The 15,258-nt window shown below is 72.3% G+C and carries 14 protein-coding genes; 5 read left to right on the top strand and 9 right to left on the bottom strand.

Going from position 1 to position 15,258, the window contains the following annotated elements:
• Window positions 1-18: 18 nt before the first annotated feature.
• A complete protein-coding gene (locus IPZ69_RS06180) occupies window positions 19-561 on the bottom strand; it encodes a hypothetical protein (protein WP_308407430.1) in 543 nt (180 codons plus the stop codon).
• 174 nt (window positions 562-735) lie between these two features.
• Here IPZ69_RS06180 and IPZ69_RS06175 point away from each other — a divergent pair, with 174 nt between their 5' ends.
• Window positions 736-1,545 (top strand): SGNH/GDSL hydrolase family protein, encoded by an 810-nt coding sequence (locus IPZ69_RS06175; RefSeq protein WP_235452961.1) that lies wholly within the window; start codon window positions 736-738, stop codon window positions 1,543-1,545.
• Here IPZ69_RS06175 and IPZ69_RS06170 read toward each other — a convergent pair.
• The 4 genes from IPZ69_RS06170 to IPZ69_RS06155 form a co-directional block, all read right to left on the bottom strand.
• Window positions 1,542-3,146 (bottom strand): serine/threonine-protein kinase, encoded by a 1,605-nt coding sequence (locus IPZ69_RS06170; protein WP_235452960.1) that lies wholly within the window; start codon window positions 3,144-3,146, stop codon window positions 1,542-1,544. The genes IPZ69_RS06175 and IPZ69_RS06170 overlap by 4 nt on opposite strands.
• Before the next feature lie 45 nt (window positions 3,147-3,191).
• On the bottom strand, window positions 3,192-4,859 hold the full coding sequence (locus IPZ69_RS06165) for an urease accessory protein UreH domain-containing protein (protein WP_235452959.1): 1,668 nt from the start codon (window positions 4,857-4,859) through the stop codon (window positions 3,192-3,194).
• Complete coding sequence (locus IPZ69_RS06160; protein WP_235452958.1) at window positions 4,856-6,391, bottom strand: tetratricopeptide repeat protein; 1,536 nt, start codon at window positions 6,389-6,391, stop codon at window positions 4,856-4,858. The genes IPZ69_RS06165 and IPZ69_RS06160 overlap by 4 nt, the downstream gene beginning before the upstream one ends.
• 155 nt (window positions 6,392-6,546) lie before the next feature.
• Entirely contained in the window at window positions 6,547-8,085 is a 1,539-nt protein-coding gene (locus tag IPZ69_RS06155) for a DUF4331 domain-containing protein (RefSeq protein WP_235452957.1), read from the bottom strand.
• Window positions 8,086-8,291: 206 nt separating this feature from the next.
• Between IPZ69_RS06155 and IPZ69_RS06150 the strand changes: the two genes are divergently transcribed.
• The 3 genes from IPZ69_RS06150 to IPZ69_RS06140 all read left to right on the top strand — a co-directional run bounded on the left by IPZ69_RS06150 (window position 8,292) and on the right by IPZ69_RS06140 (window position 10,034).
• Window positions 8,292-8,834 (top strand): sigma-70 family RNA polymerase sigma factor, encoded by a 543-nt coding sequence (locus IPZ69_RS06150; protein ID WP_235452956.1) that lies wholly within the window; start codon window positions 8,292-8,294, stop codon window positions 8,832-8,834.
• On the top strand, window positions 8,831-9,643 hold the full coding sequence (locus IPZ69_RS06145) for an anti-sigma factor (protein WP_235452955.1): 813 nt from the start codon (window positions 8,831-8,833) through the stop codon (window positions 9,641-9,643). The genes IPZ69_RS06150 and IPZ69_RS06145 overlap by 4 nt, the downstream gene beginning before the upstream one ends.
• A 115-nt stretch (window positions 9,644-9,758) precedes the next feature.
• Window positions 9,759-10,034 (top strand): hypothetical protein, encoded by a 276-nt coding sequence (locus tag IPZ69_RS06140; protein ID WP_235452954.1) that lies wholly within the window; start codon window positions 9,759-9,761, stop codon window positions 10,032-10,034.
• Window positions 10,035-10,044: 10 nt separating this feature from the next.
• On the opposite strand, the gene IPZ69_RS06135 is transcribed toward IPZ69_RS06140, so the two are convergent.
• From IPZ69_RS06135 to IPZ69_RS06125, 3 genes are read right to left on the bottom strand one after another with little or no spacing between them, the layout of a single operon-like run.
• Window positions 10,045-11,241 (bottom strand): CaiB/BaiF CoA transferase family protein, encoded by a 1,197-nt coding sequence (locus tag IPZ69_RS06135; RefSeq protein WP_235452953.1) that lies wholly within the window; start codon window positions 11,239-11,241, stop codon window positions 10,045-10,047.
• Between the two features lie 44 nt (window positions 11,242-11,285).
• Window positions 11,286-12,068: an ABC transporter permease gene (locus tag IPZ69_RS06130; protein WP_235452952.1), complete on the bottom strand. Its 783-nt coding sequence runs from the start codon at window positions 12,066-12,068 to the stop codon at window positions 11,286-11,288.
• Window positions 12,065-13,021 carry an ATP-binding cassette domain-containing protein gene (locus IPZ69_RS06125; RefSeq protein WP_235452951.1) on the bottom strand — a complete coding sequence of 319 codons (957 nt, stop codon included), beginning with the start codon at window positions 13,019-13,021 and terminating at the stop codon, window positions 12,065-12,067. The genes IPZ69_RS06130 and IPZ69_RS06125 overlap by 4 nt, the downstream gene beginning before the upstream one ends.
• A 63-nt stretch (window positions 13,022-13,084) precedes the next feature.
• On the opposite strand from IPZ69_RS06125, the gene IPZ69_RS06120 reads away from it, so the two are divergent.
• Window positions 13,085-13,807, top strand: coding sequence for a TetR/AcrR family transcriptional regulator (locus IPZ69_RS06120; protein ID WP_235452950.1), 723 nt, complete (start codon window positions 13,085-13,087; stop codon window positions 13,805-13,807).
• 261 nt (window positions 13,808-14,068) lie between these two features.
• Here the strand turns inward: IPZ69_RS06120 and IPZ69_RS06115 are convergent, their stop codons facing one another.
• Window positions 14,069-15,232 (bottom strand): type ISP restriction/modification enzyme, encoded by a 1,164-nt coding sequence (locus tag IPZ69_RS06115; RefSeq protein ID WP_235453001.1) that lies wholly within the window; start codon window positions 15,230-15,232, stop codon window positions 14,069-14,071.
• Between the last annotated feature and the right edge of the window lie 26 nt (window positions 15,233-15,258).

Here is a 15,258-nt window from a genome sequence, read left to right as displayed (position 1 = left end):
TTTTTGTTGGTATGGCCGTTACAGAACTTTGTCGGACGATGTCTCGCTACTCGAACGGATTTTTCCGATCCGCCGCGGAATGCGCGGACCCACCAGCGCCGGCAGCAGAAACAGCAGGCTGAGCACGGTCACGGCGACGACTCCGCCGCGCACGGACCACCGGTGCACGGCCAGCATGCTCTGTGCCACCAGCATGGTCAGCACCACGGATCCGACCACACCGGCCAGCACCCGGCCGAACGGATCCAGCCCCCGCAGAGCCACGGCGATGGCCGAAGCCGGCGCCGCGAACAGGAAGAACAGCGTGAACGGCGCGCGCAGCGGCGACCCGGAACCGGTGAGCGCGAGCAGCGCGCCGACTCCAGCGATGGCCGTCGCGGCTCCCGCGAGCAGCGGCGACAGGTCCCTCCCCGGACCCGTCCGCGCCCGCTCGGCGTCGTCCGTCGAAGCTGACGTGATCCTTTTGGTCTGCATGGGCGACTTTGCCCCCCGAAGCGCCGGATGCCGGACTTCAATGTCGCGCAGTCGAACACTGGCCGTCAAGGTGTGGAAGCGCCGCACGCGGTCCTGTACTGACGTTCTGTCAATAGATGTGTCATGAGCATGCCGTCAATGAGTCATGAACGGCCGTGATCGGTCTCGTTGAGTCCTCAAAAGTCTTGGCATGAACACTTCCCGTCAACACGCGTAGTTGCTACGACAGTTGTGGCAGAGATCCTGCTAAAGGGAGGTTCCATGAGACGTTTCCGATTTACGGCATACGTTACCTCGCTCCTCCTCGCCACCGGCTTCGCCCTCACCGGGGCGGCCGCGGCGCAGGCGTCCCCCCAACTGGCCGCGACCGGCGGCTACGTGGCCCTCGGCGACTCCTACTCCTCCGGGGTCGGATCGGGCAGCTACATCGGCTCCAGCGGCAGCTGCGACCGCAGCACCAAGGCGTACCCGTACCTGTGGAACGCCGCCCACGCTCCCTCGTCGTTCGCCTTCAACGCCTGCTCGGGCGCCCGGACCGACGACGTGCTCGCCAATCAGCTCGGCTCGCTCAACTCCTCGACGTCCCTCGTCTCGATCACCATCGGCGGCAACGACGCCGGCTTCGCCGACGTCATGACGACCTGTGTGCTCAACTCCGACAGCACCTGCCTGTCCCGGATCAACACGGCGAGGGCCTACGTCGACTCGACGCTCCCCGGCAAGCTCGACAACGTCTACAACGCGATCAGCGCCAGGGCCCCGTCCGCCCACGTGGTCGTGCTCGGCTACCCCCGCTTCTACAAGCTGGGCGCGTCATGCATCGGCCTCTCCGAGACCAAGCGCTCCGCCATCAACAACGCGGCCGACTACCTGGACGCCGCGATCGCCAAGCGCGCCGCCGACCACGGCTTCGCCTTCGGCGACATCCGCTCCACCTTCACCGGCCACGAGATCTGCTCCAGCAGCTCCTGGCTGCACAGCCTCGAATGGTTCGACATCGGCGAGTCGTACCACCCGACCGCCGCCGGCCAGTCGGGCGGCTACCTGCCCGTACTGACCAGCGCGGCCTAGGCCGAAGGCGAGGGGGAGGCCCCGCCCGTCGGGGTCTCCGTCGTTGCGCAGGTCACCGAGAACGGCACCGAGTTCGACGTCGTGTGCACCGGGCCGCGCACCTCCACGCTGATCGCGTTCTCGATCGTCCCGCCCGCGGAGTACGTCGTCACGATCACCTTGTCCTGCTGCGTCTTGTCGCCGTCCGCCGGGAACGACAGCGTCTTCCACCCGGCATCGGACACCGAGCCGTCCTTGACCACCCACCGGTACTCCACCCGCGCGGGCAGCCGCCCCACCGTGAACGTCGCCGTGAAGGCGGGCGCCTGGGCGGTCGGCGGTGGACAGTCCCCGGAGTAGTCCGTGTTCGCGCCGGTCAGCGTGACGTGCACGGACTGGGCCGGCGTACTGCTGGGCGGAGTGCTGCTCGGAGTGGGTGGCGGGGCACCGGTGTCCGAGTCGGTGGTGCGGGACGGGGCGGGGGAACTCAGGCTGCTGCCCGACTTGCTGTCGGTCGTCCCGCCGCCCGCGTTGTTCCCGTCGTGCCCGTTGCCGTGGTTGAGCAGCGCGTACGTCAGACCGGCCAGCGCCAGCGCGAGCGCGACCAGACCGGCGACCAGCACCACGGCGGCACGGCGACCGCGTTCCGGCGATTCGGCCGGGGTCGTCGCGGTCGGGCCCGGCCGGGTCGGAACCGGCATCGGCGGGGTGGGGGACTGCCGTTGCGGCGGCGCCATGACCGTCGGGGCCGTCGGGGCGTACGACGCCACGGGCGCCGTGTCCGCGCGCGGGGCGCCGCCCGCCGCGATGAGCCGCAGGTCCCGCTCCGCCTGGTCGGCCGGCAGCCGCTCGGCGGGGTCCTTGCGCAGCAGGCCCTGGATGACGGTGGCCAGCGGACCGGCCCGGCGCGGCGCCGGCAGCTCCTCGTCGACGACGGCCCGCAGCGTGCTGAGCGGGGTGTCCTGACGGAACGGGGAGTTGCCCTCGACGGCCGCGTACAGCAGCACACCGAGCGACCACAGATCGGACTCCGGGCCCGGGGTGCGCCCCAGGGCCCGCTCGGGTGCGAGGAATTCGGGCGAGCCGATCACCTCGCCGGTCATGGTCAGCGCGGAGCTGCCCTCGACCATCGCGATCCCGAAGTCGGTCAGCACCACCCGGCCGTCGTTCGCCAGCAGCACGTTGGCCGGCTTCACGTCCCGGTGCAGGACCCCGGCGGCGTGCGCGGCGCGCAGCGCGGCCAGCACCTCGGCGCCGATGGACGCCGCGCCCTGCGGGGACAGCGGCCCCTGCGCCTCCAACTGGTCGGCCAGGGACAGGCCGCGGACCAGCTCCATGACGATCCAGGGTCTGCCGTCCTGCGCCGCCACGTCGTACACCGTCACCACGTTGCGGTTGGCGACCCGGGCCGCGGCCCACGCCTCGCGCTCCAGGCGGGCGTACATCCGCTCGACCTCCGGGCCGGACAGCCCGGCAGGCGCCCGTACCTCCTTGACCGCGACCTCGCGGTGCAGCACCTCGTCGCGGGCCCGCCACACGGTCCCCATGCCGCCCTCGCCGAGCGGGGACAGGAGTCGGTAGCGACCCGCGATCACACGTTCACTGCCCGGTTCTTCGGACACCGGCGCCCCCCACGGCATCTCGCGTGATATCTCCACAAAAGTAGCTCAGCCGAGTGCGGATGCCGCCCCCTTGAGTACCAATCCGACCCCCAGGGCGACGACGACGAACGCCGATGCGAGGGGGACGGTCCTGCGGATCAGGGCGGCCATCGGGTGCACCGTCCAGCGGGGGCGACGGTCCATCACCCGATTGATTCCCGTACCCAGCCTGACGACGGCGAACCCGGCCGCGGTGAGCGTCATGGCGAGCCCGACCCCGTACGCGACGACGAGCAGCAGCCCGAACCACGCCTGGCCGAGCGCCGCCGCGCCGACGAGCACCACCACGGCGGAGGGGCTGGGCACGAGCCCGCCCGCGAAGCCGAGCAGGATCGTGCCGCGCAGGGTGGGGGCGGTGGCGTGGGTGTGGGTGAAGCCGCCGTGAGTGTGCTCGACGGCGTGGGAGTGGTCGTGGTGGTGACCGTGCTCATGGTCGTGCCCGTGGTCGTGGCCGTGTCCATGGTCATGATCGTGCTCGTGCCCGTGATGATGGTGGTCGTCGTGGTCGTGGTCGTGGGTGTGGCCCGAGTGGGCCGCTTCGGTGTGGGCGCCAGCCAGGGCCAACTGACGTTCGGGCGCTTCCTCGTGGGCGTGGGCGTGGGCGTCGTCGGCCTGGGTGTGTTCGTGGGTGTGCGCGTGCGCGCGGGCGCGCCAGGCCCGGCGTACGAGATTGGCGCCCGCCACCGTCACCAGGACACCGCTGGCGATGCCCAGCCAGGCGATCACCGAGGGCGTCGCGGCCGAGCCGGCGGTGACCAGCAGGCCCAGGGCGACGACGCCCAGGGTGTGGGTCACCGTGACCGAGGCGGCCAGCGGGAGCACGTCCTTCATCCGGGCCCGGCCGCCACGGGCCGCCGCCGTCGCGGCCATCAGGGTCTTGCCGTGGCCCGGCGCGAGGGCGTGCATGGCGCCGAGGCCCACCGCGATGAGCAGGGCGAGGGCGGCGAAGCCGACGGTGAGGTCGTGGCGGGCGACGAGGTTGTCGAGGGCGCGGGTCCAGCGGTCGGCGCCCCGGGGCAGTACGGCGGCGCCGGGAGCCGCCTGGTGCTCCTCGGCGAGGGCCGGACCACCGGGCCGGACGCGCAGCGACGCATCGGCCGTGTCCGCCGGTGAGGAGAGCAACTCCTTCGGGTAACTGGTGAGTTCGTGGGAGAGGGAGGTCTTCGGTACGTCCGTGGCGCTGAGCGTCATCCGGTCGCCGCGCGCGGTGATCTCCCGCCAGCCGGGCCCGGTGGACGTGCCCGCGCTGTGGAAGCCGAGGGCGATCGTGCCGTTCTTGGGGAGTTCGGCGGTGAGCCGGCACTCCACCCTGAGGGTGTCGAGTCCGGCCTGCCCGGGGCGCGGCAGCGCGTGGCTCGCGCGGACGGACAGGGTGGTCCTACGGCCGTCGACGGTGAGCCTGCTGCCCTCGGCGGCCGTGGCGCACCGCTGCCGGGCCCACGCGGTCATGCCCAGCCGCTTGATGTCCGGCTTGGCCTGGGTGGCCGGGATCTCGGCGAGGTCCTCGACATGGTCGACGCGCAGCTGTCCCGGGGCGGCGACGAGACCGTCGTAACGGTTGACGGTGAAGTTGCCGAGGGGGTGCGCGCTCGCGCTCGCGGCAGGGACGAGGGCGAGCGCGCAGGCGGCCGTGAGGACGGCCGCGGCGGCGGCGAGCGGTCGGCGCAGCGTCACTTGGCCGCCTCCGGGTTCTTCAGCTCCGCGCGGGCCCTGCTCGCGCCCAGGGGGGAGAAGCCGGGGTTCAGCTTCAGCGCCGCCGTGAGGGAGGCGCGGCCGTCCTTCTCGTGGCCCGTGGCGAGCTCGATCGTGCCGCGGTGGTAGAGGAACGAGGCGTTGCGGTAGCCGGTCGCCGTGGCCCGGCGGGCGTAGGGGAGGGCCTCCTGGTCGTGGCCGTTGACGTGCAGGGCCCAGGCGAGCGCGTCCGCGGTGTGCACGGTGTGGCGGCGGGCCCATTCGGCGCGCGCGGCGCGCAGGGCCTCGGCCTTGTCGCCGTGGTCGGCGGCGGCGAGCGCGGTGTCCAGGTCGGCGTTGACGCCGTTGGCGCGGGCCAGGGCGATCCAGGCGTCGACCAGGGCGTACTGGTCACGGGCCTTCGCCCGGTCGCCGTCGGCGCCCCGGGCCTCGTACAGCTCGCCGAGTTCGACGAGCGGCCCGGGCAGGGGGAAGCGCGAGACGACGAGTTCCATGCCCTTGACGGCGGCGGCCCGGTCCCCGCTCGCCGACTGGGCGCGGGCGCGGCCCTCCAGGGCGGGCAGGTAGTTCTCGTCGGCGGCGAGCGCACGGCCGTAGTACCGCAGCGCTGTCCTGTAGTCGCCCTGGTTCCAGGCGAGTTGGCCGAGCTGGGCGGACACGTACGCCACGTCGCCCCGGGAGGTGGCCGCGGCCAGGGCCTGTTCGAGGATCCGCCGCGCGGTGCCGACCTCGCCGCGCAGCTCGCGCACGTAGGCGTACCGCGTGAACACCGGCACCCCGGGCTTGCGCGCGTCCGCGGTGTCGGCGGCCTTCCCCGCCTCCTCGTACCGGCCGAGTTCGACCAGGGCGTCGATACGGGAGCACAGGGCGCGTTCGCTGTAGGGGTTCTGCTTCAGGGCCTTGTCCGCGTAGGTGAGGGCGTCCTTGAAGTCGTGCCGGGCGGCGGCGAGGGCGGCGCGGCCGGCCAGCGCCTGGTCGTTGTCCGGGGACAGCTCCAGGGCCCGCTTCAGCGCCTTGTCCGCCTGCGGATACCGGGACGGGTCGCCCTTGGTGCGCGCCTGCTCGACGTACGCGAGGCCGAGGGTGGCCCAGCTGCCGAAGTCCCTGGGCTGGGAGCGCAGATGGGCCTGGAGGGAGGTGATGCCGGCGTCGAGGTCCCCGCTGCCCAGCAGACCGGGGGACACGGCGCTGGAGGAGGCCGCCACCGGCTGGGGCGCCCCGTCGCGCGCGGCCGACACGGCGATGGCCCCGCCGGTCATGGCGACGGCCAACAGGGCGGCGCATCCGACGAGCTGGGCCCCCCGCCAGCGCCTCCCGGCAGCCGCGACCCGCCGCACGGCGGCGACCCGTTCATCACCTTCGGCGCCCTCGCCCACGGTGCTCTCGCCCACGGCGCCCTCGGTCTGGGTCTCGGCCTCGGCGGCCGAAGGTGTCGTCCCGGGTTCCGGCAGGTCACCCTCGTCTGTGGCCACCGGCCGCCCGGCGGGCTCGTTGTCGTTCGTGCGCGGGGACATGCCCTCTCCTAGGTCGCCTGGTCGCTGCTGGAAAGTCGTGGAGCGGCGCGGCCCGCGCCGTGGGGGATGGAGTACGCGGGCCGCGCCGGTCTGAGGGGACCCGTACTGGTGGGGATCAGTACGGGCTGGTACCGACCGGTACCTGTTCGTGGGGACTAGTACGGGCGCTGCATCCGCCGGCGCCACCACGCGAGGCCGGTGCCGATCAGCAGGATCCCGGCCGCGCCCGAGGCCGCCGAGCCGGCGATCAGGACCGTGTTGTCGGTGCCGCCGGACGAACCCGCCGGCTGCAGCGCGTCACCGAGCTGGCTGCGGACGTCCGCGCCACTGGTCGTGCCCTTGGCGAGGGCGCCGCGCGAACCGGACGTCGGCTGGGCCACGTACGGGAAGTACTTCTCGAACTTCTTGTCGTTCTTGTCGACCGCGTCGCCCAGGTCGTTCTTGGAACCGACCAGTTCGCCCTCGACCACCTGGAGGGAGGCGTCGATGACGTCGTCCGTCAGCCGGCGCCCGTTCGGGAAGCCCGCGTTGTCGCCGTCGAGGACACCCAGCCGCTTCGGGTGCATGGCCGGCGTGATCGAGGTGTTCAGGCGCAGCTCCTCCGACGGACGCACGTTCGGCGGCTGGTTGAGTCCCTTGACGCCCTTCAGGAAGACGTCCACCAGGTCGTTGCGCGGCTCGGCCGGGGCCTTGATCTTGTAGATGCCCTCGATGAGCTTCGGCAGCTCGGGGTTGGTCACGTTCTTCAGGAACTGCGCGTCGTCCCAGGGCGCGGACGCGTTGAACTTGTCCTTGTCCTTTTGCGGGTTGACGACCTCGTTGACCAGCGGGTTGCCCAGGCGCGAGACCTGAGAGTAGTAACCCTGGGCGTTCTTGCGCTCGGTGGTCGACCAGATGCCGACGATCGGCTGGTGGGAGGACTCGCGGATCAGGTCGTTCGGCACCTGCAGCGCGATGGAGTTGACGTTGTAGCCCTTGAGCGTGTCCCGGCCGACCTCGGTGAGGTTGCCGCCGTACAGCAGGTCGAAGACGCGCAGGTCCAGGAAGAACGGGTCGTCGGCCTGACCGGCGAAGGTCTGCGCGCCGCCCGCCGTCTTGTAGATGGCTTGCGAGCGCAGCTTGCCGTAGTCCGGCATCGACGCCTTGCCGACGTTCGACGGGGCCACCGGAACGTCGTCCGCGAGCTTGGTCTTCGACACCACGCGCTGGTTCTTCAGCCTGACGAGGTCGATGTCGTACGTCTGCGTGATGTTGAGGTCCGGGTCGTCCAGGCTGGTGACCGGGCCCGTGTTGTAGAGGAAGGTGTTCTTGTTCTTGGTGTGCGTCTTGAAGGTGTAGCGGAACAGCAGCTCGCCCTGCGCGTCACCGTTGTTGTCGATGTGGATGTCGTACTGGGCGTCGTCCGCGAAGGTGTAGAAGTTCGGACCGCCGGCCGGCTCCTCGAAGGGGATCCAGTTCGCCACGATCGTCGTCGTGTCGGGCTTGTCCGGGCTGACGAACGCGTACACGTCCGTGTTGTCGTACTGCGGGGTGCCCGAGATGAGCGGGGCCTCCCGGTGGGAGGAGGCGGAGGCCGCCCCCGGTTCCAGCGTGGCGACGCCGGCGGCTGCGAGCCCTCCGGCGGCCAGCGCACCACAGATGAGCGTGACGAGGCCCTTGCGACCCGCGCCGCTCCTGGAGATGTGAGGTGTCATGCCGTCCGTCCTCCGTGCCAACTTGCCTGACGGACGGGTATACGGAGCGGAGCACCCGATCGGATTGGTCGGACGGAAAAAATCTTTTGGACTTCTGCGACCCGCGTTTTCGGCCCGCCGATCCGTAACCCCATCCGGAGGTGCGTTCGTTGCGAATGTCTGGTGTGACGGGACGGGGCCCTTGCGGCCGAAGAGAGGGGGACAGGGTGGAGGCGGACGAGCTGCTGGTGCTGGTCGCCGGCGGTGATCAGAAAGCCTTTGAGCAGCTGTACGGGCTGGTGTCCGGGCCGGTGTTCGGGCTCGTGCGGCGCGTGGTGCGCGACCCCGCCCAGTCCGAGGAGGTCGCCCAGGAGGTGCTGCTCGAACTGTGGCGCTCCGCCTCCCGGTTCGACCCCGGCCGGGGCAGCGCCCTCTCCTGGGTCCTCACCCTCGCCCACCGCCGCGCCGTCGACCGGGTGCGCAGCGCCCGCGCGGCCGGCGAACGCGAACAGCGCGAGGCCCAGCGCGCCCACCACCCCGCCTTCGACCAGGTCTCCGAAGAGGTCGAGGCCGGACTCGAACGCGAGTGGGTGCGGCGCTGCCTGGACCGGCTCACCGCCCTCCAACGACAATCCGTGACACTCGCCTACTACGACGGCTATACATACCGTGAGGTGGCCGAGCGGCTCTCCCTGCCGCTGGGCACCGTCAAGACCCGTATGCGCGACGGACTCACCCAGCTGCGCAAGTGCCTGGGAGGTGTCGCATGAGCGTCCTCGACAAGCTGTTCCACCGCGAGGATCTGCACTCCCTCGCCGCCCCCTACGCGCTGGACGCCCTCGACCCCGGCGAGCGGCGCCGCTTCGAGAAGCACCTCGCGGACTGCGACCGCTGCGCCGCCGAGGTGCGCGCCCTGTCCGAGGACGCGGTGCGCCTCGCCTGGTCCACGGCCGCCCCGGCACCGGCCGCGCTGCGCGACCGGGTGCTGACCGCCGTACGCACGATTCCGCAGGAACCCGCCCCCGCCGCCGAGCACGCCCCCCAACTGCCGCCGCACGTCTGGGGCACGCAGCCGCCGCCCGCACGCGCCCGAACGCCCCGCCCGCGCCCCCTGTTCGTCCCGTTCGCCACGGCCACCGCGGCGGCCGCCCTCGTCGTCGCCGGGCTGTTCGCGGTCCAGGCCGGACAGACTCGGGACCAGCTCGACGCCGAGCGGGACCGGGCACGTGAGATCGCCCACGTTCTGACGGCTTCCGACGCCCGCGCGAGCAGCGGAAAGGACGCGCAGGGCCGAAGTATCGGAGTGATCGCTTCCGCCTCCGAGGGGCAGGCCGTCGTCACGCTCAGCGGATACGAGACGCCGCCCGGCGGACGGGTGCGCCAGCTCTGGCTCATGCGCCCCCATGCGCAACCGCGCTCCCTCGGTCTCTTCGCGGGTGACACTCCCTTGGTGGCGAAAGGTCTCAGCAGGTCAGCGACGTCACTCGCTGTAACCGTGGAACCTGACGGAGGGTCACCACAGCCCACCACGCAGCCTGTTGTCCAACTCGCCCTGAAATCAGTTGGATTCGGAGAGTAATCGTCAACCCCTTTACAGGGAAGGTGAATCCTGTGGGCGTGATACCCGCATGCCCGGTTGGGGCGATAGGGTTACCCTGCCCGGGCCGGGTGGACTCGTACGGGTGGGGAGTGACATGGAGCAGATAACAGTGCGCAGCAGGGCGAGGGTCCCTGCGATCACTTGCGGGAGCAGCGCGACCAGTTCGCGCCTCGACCGCCATCTTTCGGTGCTGGCGGGTCCCGCCGTGCCGCAGCAGAAGGTGGCCGAGGCGACGTCGCTGATGCTTGAGCTGACCGCGCGTGACACCGCGCACACGCGCAGCGACCGGGGTGCACGGGTCCGCCGTGTCTCCCTCTTCGCACCGCTGCGCCGCCTGCGCCGCTCGCTGTTCGGCGGCAACAAGCACTGAGGGCCCGCGCTCAGGCCGCCACACCGTCCCGGCGCAATGCTGCGATCTCCTCGTCCGTCATCCCCACGGCACGCAGCAGCGCACCGGTGTGCTGTCCGAGCGCGGGTACGTCCCCCATCCGCGCCTCGTCCCCGCCCGGCAGCGTGATGGGCGGCAGCAGCGCCTTCAGCGGTCCGACCGGCGATCCCACCTCCCGCCACCGCTCCCGTGCCGCCAGCTGCGGATGCTCCGCCAGCTCGTGCAGGTCCCGCAGCCGCGCACAGGCGATGCCCGCGTCCTCCAGCCGCGCCAGCGCCTCGTCGGTGTCCAGCGCGCCCAGCGCCCGCCCGACGAGCTCGTCGGTGCGTTCCCGGTGGGCGACCCGCGCCGCGTTCGTCGCGTACGCCGGGTCCGTGCCCAACTCGGGCCGCCCGACGACCCGCTCGGCCAGCCGCCGCCACTCCCGGTCGTTCTGCACCGACAGCAGCACCCGCCCGCCGTCCGCCGTCGGATAGGCGTCGTAGGGCGCGATGACGGCGTGCGCCAGACCGGTGCGCGCCGGGGGAGTTCCACCGTGCATCGCGTGGTGCAAAGGGTGCCCCAGCCACTCGGCGAGGGCCTCCAGCATCGACACCTCGACGGGCCCCCCGCGCCCGGTGGTGGCCCGGCGCAGCAGGGCCGCGAGCACCCCCGAGAAGGCGTACATGGCCGCCGCGATGTCGGCCGCCGGGATCCCCGCCTTGACCGGCTGCTCCGGCGTCCCGGTCACCGACACCAGGCCCGCCTCGCACTGCACGAGCATGTCGTAGGCCCGCTTGTCCGCGTACGGCCCCGACGCCCCGTACCCCGAGATGTCCACGGCGACCAGCCGCGGGTGCGCGGCGCACAGCGTCGCCGCGTCGAGCCCCAGCCGGGCGGCGGCCCCCTGGGCGAGGTTCTGCACGAACACGTCCGCGTCCGTCACCAGCCGCCGTACGACGGCGAGTCCGCGCGGGTCCTTCAGGTCCAGGGCGATGGACTCCTTGCCGCGGTTGCACCACACGAAGTGGGAGGCGAGGCCGCGGGCCGCGGTGTCGTAGCCGCGCGCGAAGTCGCCGCCGTCAATCCGCTCGACCTTGATGACCCGGGCGCCCAGGTCGGCGAGCTGCCGGGTCGCGAAGGGCGCGGCCACGGCCTGTTCGACGGCGACGACGGTGATGCCCTCCAGGGGCAGGGGGAGCTGGTCCATGGACCGGATCATGTCCCGTGGGCGGCGGCTTTGTCAGCAGCCGCTCATCGCTCGCCCCGTGCGTAGCGGCGCACCGCCAGCGGCAGGAACACCGCGATCAGCGCGGCGCACCAGACGAGCGACCCGGCGATCGGGTGCGCCACGGGCCAGGCGGCGCCCCCCGGGGCGGGCGCGTTGCCGAAGAGGTCCCGCAGGGCCGTGGTGACCGCGCTGATCGGGTTCCACTCGGCGAGCGTGCGCAGCCAGCCGGGCAGGTTGTCGGTGGGGATGTACGCGTTCGACAGCAGCGGCAGCATGAAGGTGGCGCTGCCCAGCTGACCGGCGGCCTCCTCGCTGCGGGTCAGCAGGCCCAGGTAGATGCCGGCGCAGGTGCACGCGAACCGGAACAGCAGGAGCAGTGCGAGCGCGTCCACGGCGTCGGGGACCGAACCCTCGATCCGCCAGCCCACCGCGAGCCCGACCAGCAGGAACGGCACCGTGCCCGCGGCCGTGACGACGAGATCGGCCACCGCCTGGCCCAGGGGCACGGCGGCCCGGCTCATCGGCAGTGTGCGGAAGCGGTCGGTCACGCCCCGGTGGGTGTCCTGGGCCGCCTGGAACATGCCCGTCATGATCCCGTTGGCGGCGGTCGCCACCAGCAGCCCCGGGACGAGGAGGGAGCGGTACTCCCGGCCGGGCATCGCGAGCGCGCTGCCGAAGACGTACCCGAAGAACAGCAGCATGGTGACCGGCATGGTCTGGGTGAGGACCACGAGCCCGGGATTGTTCCGCAGCCGCCGCAGCTGGCGGCCCAGCATCGCGGTGCCGTCGTACGCCCACGCGCTCATGCCACCAACTCCTTGCCCTCGGCCAACTGCCCCGTGAGCCGCAGGTAGACGTCGTCGAGCGTCGGCTGCCGGATGCTCACGTCGAGCAACGGCACGTCCCGCGCGTCGAGTTCGCGCACCAGGCGGGGGAGGGTGAGCGTCGGGTCGGTGGTGACGACGCCGACGGCGTTGCGGTCGTGGTCGAACGCGGGCTCGCCGCCGGTCAGCCGGTCGAGCACCGCGGCCGCCCGCACCAGCGCGTCCGGCTCGGCGACGACGACCTCCGCGTACCTTCCGACGAGCGCCTTGAGGTGGGCGGGCGAGCCGGTGTGCGCGACCCGGCCCCGGTCCATCAGGGCGATGTCGTCGGCGAGTTGGTCGGCCTCCTCCAGGTACTGCGTGGTCAGCAGCACGGTCGTGCCGTCCGCCTTCAGCTCGCGCACGGCGTCCCACATCCGGTTGCGGCTCGCCGGGTCGAGACCGGTGGTCGGTTCGTCGAGGAACAGCACCTCGGGCCGGCGGACGAGGCTGGCCGCGAGGTCCAGCCGGCGGCGCATCCCGCCCGAGTACGTGGACGCCGGCCGGTCGGCGGCCTCGGTCAGCCCGAAGCGCTCCAGCAGCTCGGCGGCCCGCTCGGCCGGTCCGCGCACCCGGTGCAGCCGGGCGAACATCCGCAGGTTCTCCCGCCCGGTCAGGTCCCCGTCGACCGAGGCGTACTGCCCCGTGACGCCGATCCGGCGCCGCACGGACGCCGCCTCCCGCACCAGGTCGTGCCCCGCGACCCGGGCCGAGCCGCCGTCGGGCCGCAGCAGGGTCGTCAACAGCCGTACGGCCGTGGTCTTCCCGGCCCCGTTCGGCCCGAGCAGCCCGCAGACCGAGCCCCGCGCCACGGCCAGATCCAGGCCGCGCAGGGCGTGCACAGCGCCGTAGCGCTTCTCCAGACCTTCACTAAGTACAGCGTACGTAGTAGCCATGGGTCGACCATAGCGCACTACGTACGGTGTACGTAACTAGCATGGTGGTCGAGGTGATGATCGATGGCAGTCCGAGGGGCCGAACCCGAGGTCATCTGGGCGCGCCCCGAGCGCACGGGACGTGGGCCGAAGCCGGCGTACACCCGCGACGACATCGCGGCGGCCGCCGTGCGGATCGCCGATGCCCGGGGTCTGGACGCGGTGTCGATGCGGCACGTGGCGGCCGAGCTGGGCTGCGGCACGATGTCGCTGTACAACTACGTCCCCCGCAAGGAGGACCTGTACGAGCTGATGGTCGACGCGATCAGCGGCGAGCACGAGCTGTGGGAGCCGAGCGGGGACTGGCGGGCCGACATGCGCCGGGTGGCGCACCAGACCCGCGCCCTCATGCGGCGGCACCCCTGGATGCCCCGTCTGATGTCCCCCGTCTACGGCTTCAGTCCCAACGCCCTGCGCTACATCGAGCACTGCCTGGCCTGCCTGGAACCGCTCGGGGTCTCCTACGGCACCCGGATGGAGCTCGTCGCGATGGTCAACGGCGTGGTGACCACGTACGTCCGCAACGAACTGGAGACCGCGGAACGCACCCGCTCCCTGCCCTGGTCGGAGGAGCAGGAGAACGCGGCCCGCATCTCCTATCTGGGCGGTCGCATCGCCACGGGCGACTACCCCCACCTGGCCGCGGCCTTCGCGGAGGACGCGGGACCGATCGACCTGGAGGCGGTGTTCCAACGGGCCCTGGACCGCGTGCTCGACGCCTTCGACCCGGACCGCGCGGCCCGGTGAACACGCCGCGCGCCGACCGGCACGGTGACATCGACTGGTTGCCCGGACGCGGCCGCGCCGACCGAAGGCCCGTGGGTGCTTGTACACCGGCCGGTCCCCGGGCCTCCCGCGGATCTGCAGCTTGACTTCCCCAAGGACGGCCTCGAAGCAGTCTCACGCTGCTGGACGCGGACAGGCGTCGGCCGCGGATTCTTCTCCGGAGCCGGCCATGGACCGCTCTCCAGCGCGGGCCGGGGACTGTCCTCCGGACCGGGGCGCCGACTAGATCAGTGCGAACTGCCCTTCCGGGCCCTCCTCGTGGTGGTCGAGGACCGAGGCGGGGCGGCGGGCCGGGGCCGGGACCGGGAGGATGCCCGCCTCGTGGAGCTCGGTCGTGGTGATCGGCGCCGCCGTCCTCAACTCGGCCTGCTGGGGGCGTAGTTCCGCCAGCAGGGCCAGGACGGTGATGAGCTCCAGCAGTTCCGACGTCCACGGCTGGGGCCAAGTGGCCGGGCGGATCGCGTCCAGCGTGCCGGGGGCCGGGGCCGTCGTGCGGGTGGTGAACCACTGCTCCAGGACCCGGACCCCGGCGGACTCGAAGTCCCAGGCCTCCGGCGGCACGGGGGAGATGCGGCCCTCGTCGAGGTGGAGGGTCTCCTCGTCGCGGTCGTAGTGGAGGGCGAGCGGGCGGGCGGGCAGCGGGGCGCGGACGTAGGGGCGGCGGCCGCCGGGGAGCTTGGGGCGTTCCCCGTCGCGGCGCATCAGCCACAGGAGCCGGTGGCCCAACGTGACGCCCGCCGACCAGACTTCGGCGTCCCCGGTGAGCGGGACCGTGAGGCCGGGACGCACGGCCGCCATGATCCAGGCGAGGAGGTCCACGGGCGTGGGCGCCAGCCCCAGTCGGGTGCCCAGGTACTCCAACAGGCCCGGCGCGATGTTGGGTTCGCGGCCACCGGGGCGCCGGTGGAGCGGACGTATGCGGCCGGCGCGGAGGAGGGGCAGCTGCGAGGTGGCGAGGAGCGGCGGGCCCGGGACGTCGGCGGGCAGCTCCACCGTGAACACCTGGTGTTCGTCCGCCACCCGCCACAACTCCGGCCGCGCCGTGTCGATCAGCCGGTGGTCGGGGATCAGCCACTGCTCGTCGAAGGGCGCCGCCAGCACCCGGACCGGTTCCGGGCACGGGCCCGAGGCGCGCACCAGCTTCTCCGTACCGCTGGACTGCCCCGGCAGCTGTCCCACCGCCGAGTGCAGCGTGCGCGAGCGGGTCGGCTCGAACAGGGCCTCCCGGTCCGGGCCGTCGGCCTTCAGCAGGGCGTCCCAGCGGGCCTTCAGACAGCCCGCGTCGGGCGCCGTCGGCCAGGCGCGGCCCGGCCGCAGGGGTGCGACGGACCACGGCATGAGGTCCGCCAGCAGCGGAGCGTCGTCGTCGAGCGTCACGCTGGGAATCGTAAGGCCTCGCGGGGACAGCGGGG

The sequence above is a fragment of the Streptomyces olivochromogenes genome, assembly GCF_021538895.1.
In the GTDB taxonomy this organism is placed as follows: Bacteria; Actinomycetota; Actinomycetes; order Streptomycetales; family Streptomycetaceae; genus Streptomyces; species Streptomyces olivochromogenes_A.
The sequence above is the reverse complement of the archived record's forward strand: the minus strand, read 5'-3'. Positions and strand labels throughout refer to the sequence as shown.

Excerpts from the sequence above, each read along its gene's own strand:
- IPZ69_RS06175 (WP_235452961.1), top strand. The coding sequence starts at position 736 with ATGAGACGTTTCCGATTTACGGCATACGTTACCTCGCTCCTCCTCGCC.
- IPZ69_RS06155 (WP_235452957.1), bottom strand. The coding sequence starts at position 8,085 with ATGACACCTCACATCTCCAGGAGCGGCGCGGGTCGCAAGGGCCTCGTC.
- IPZ69_RS06125 (WP_235452951.1), bottom strand. The coding sequence starts at position 13,021 with ATGGCTACTACGTACGCTGTACTTAGTGAAGGTCTGGAGAAGCGCTAC.
- IPZ69_RS06135 (WP_235452953.1), bottom strand. The coding sequence starts at position 11,241 with ATGGACCAGCTCCCCCTGCCCCTGGAGGGCATCACCGTCGTCGCCGTC.
- IPZ69_RS06120 (WP_235452950.1), top strand. The coding sequence starts at position 13,085 with ATGGCAGTCCGAGGGGCCGAACCCGAGGTCATCTGGGCGCGCCCCGAG.
- IPZ69_RS06145 (WP_235452955.1), top strand. The coding sequence starts at position 8,831 with ATGAGCGTCCTCGACAAGCTGTTCCACCGCGAGGATCTGCACTCCCTC.
- IPZ69_RS06160 (WP_235452958.1), bottom strand. The coding sequence starts at position 6,391 with ATGTCCCCGCGCACGAACGACAACGAGCCCGCCGGGCGGCCGGTGGCC.
- IPZ69_RS06140 (WP_235452954.1), top strand. The coding sequence starts at position 9,759 with ATGGAGCAGATAACAGTGCGCAGCAGGGCGAGGGTCCCTGCGATCACT.
- IPZ69_RS06130 (WP_235452952.1), bottom strand. The coding sequence starts at position 12,068 with ATGAGCGCGTGGGCGTACGACGGCACCGCGATGCTGGGCCGCCAGCTG.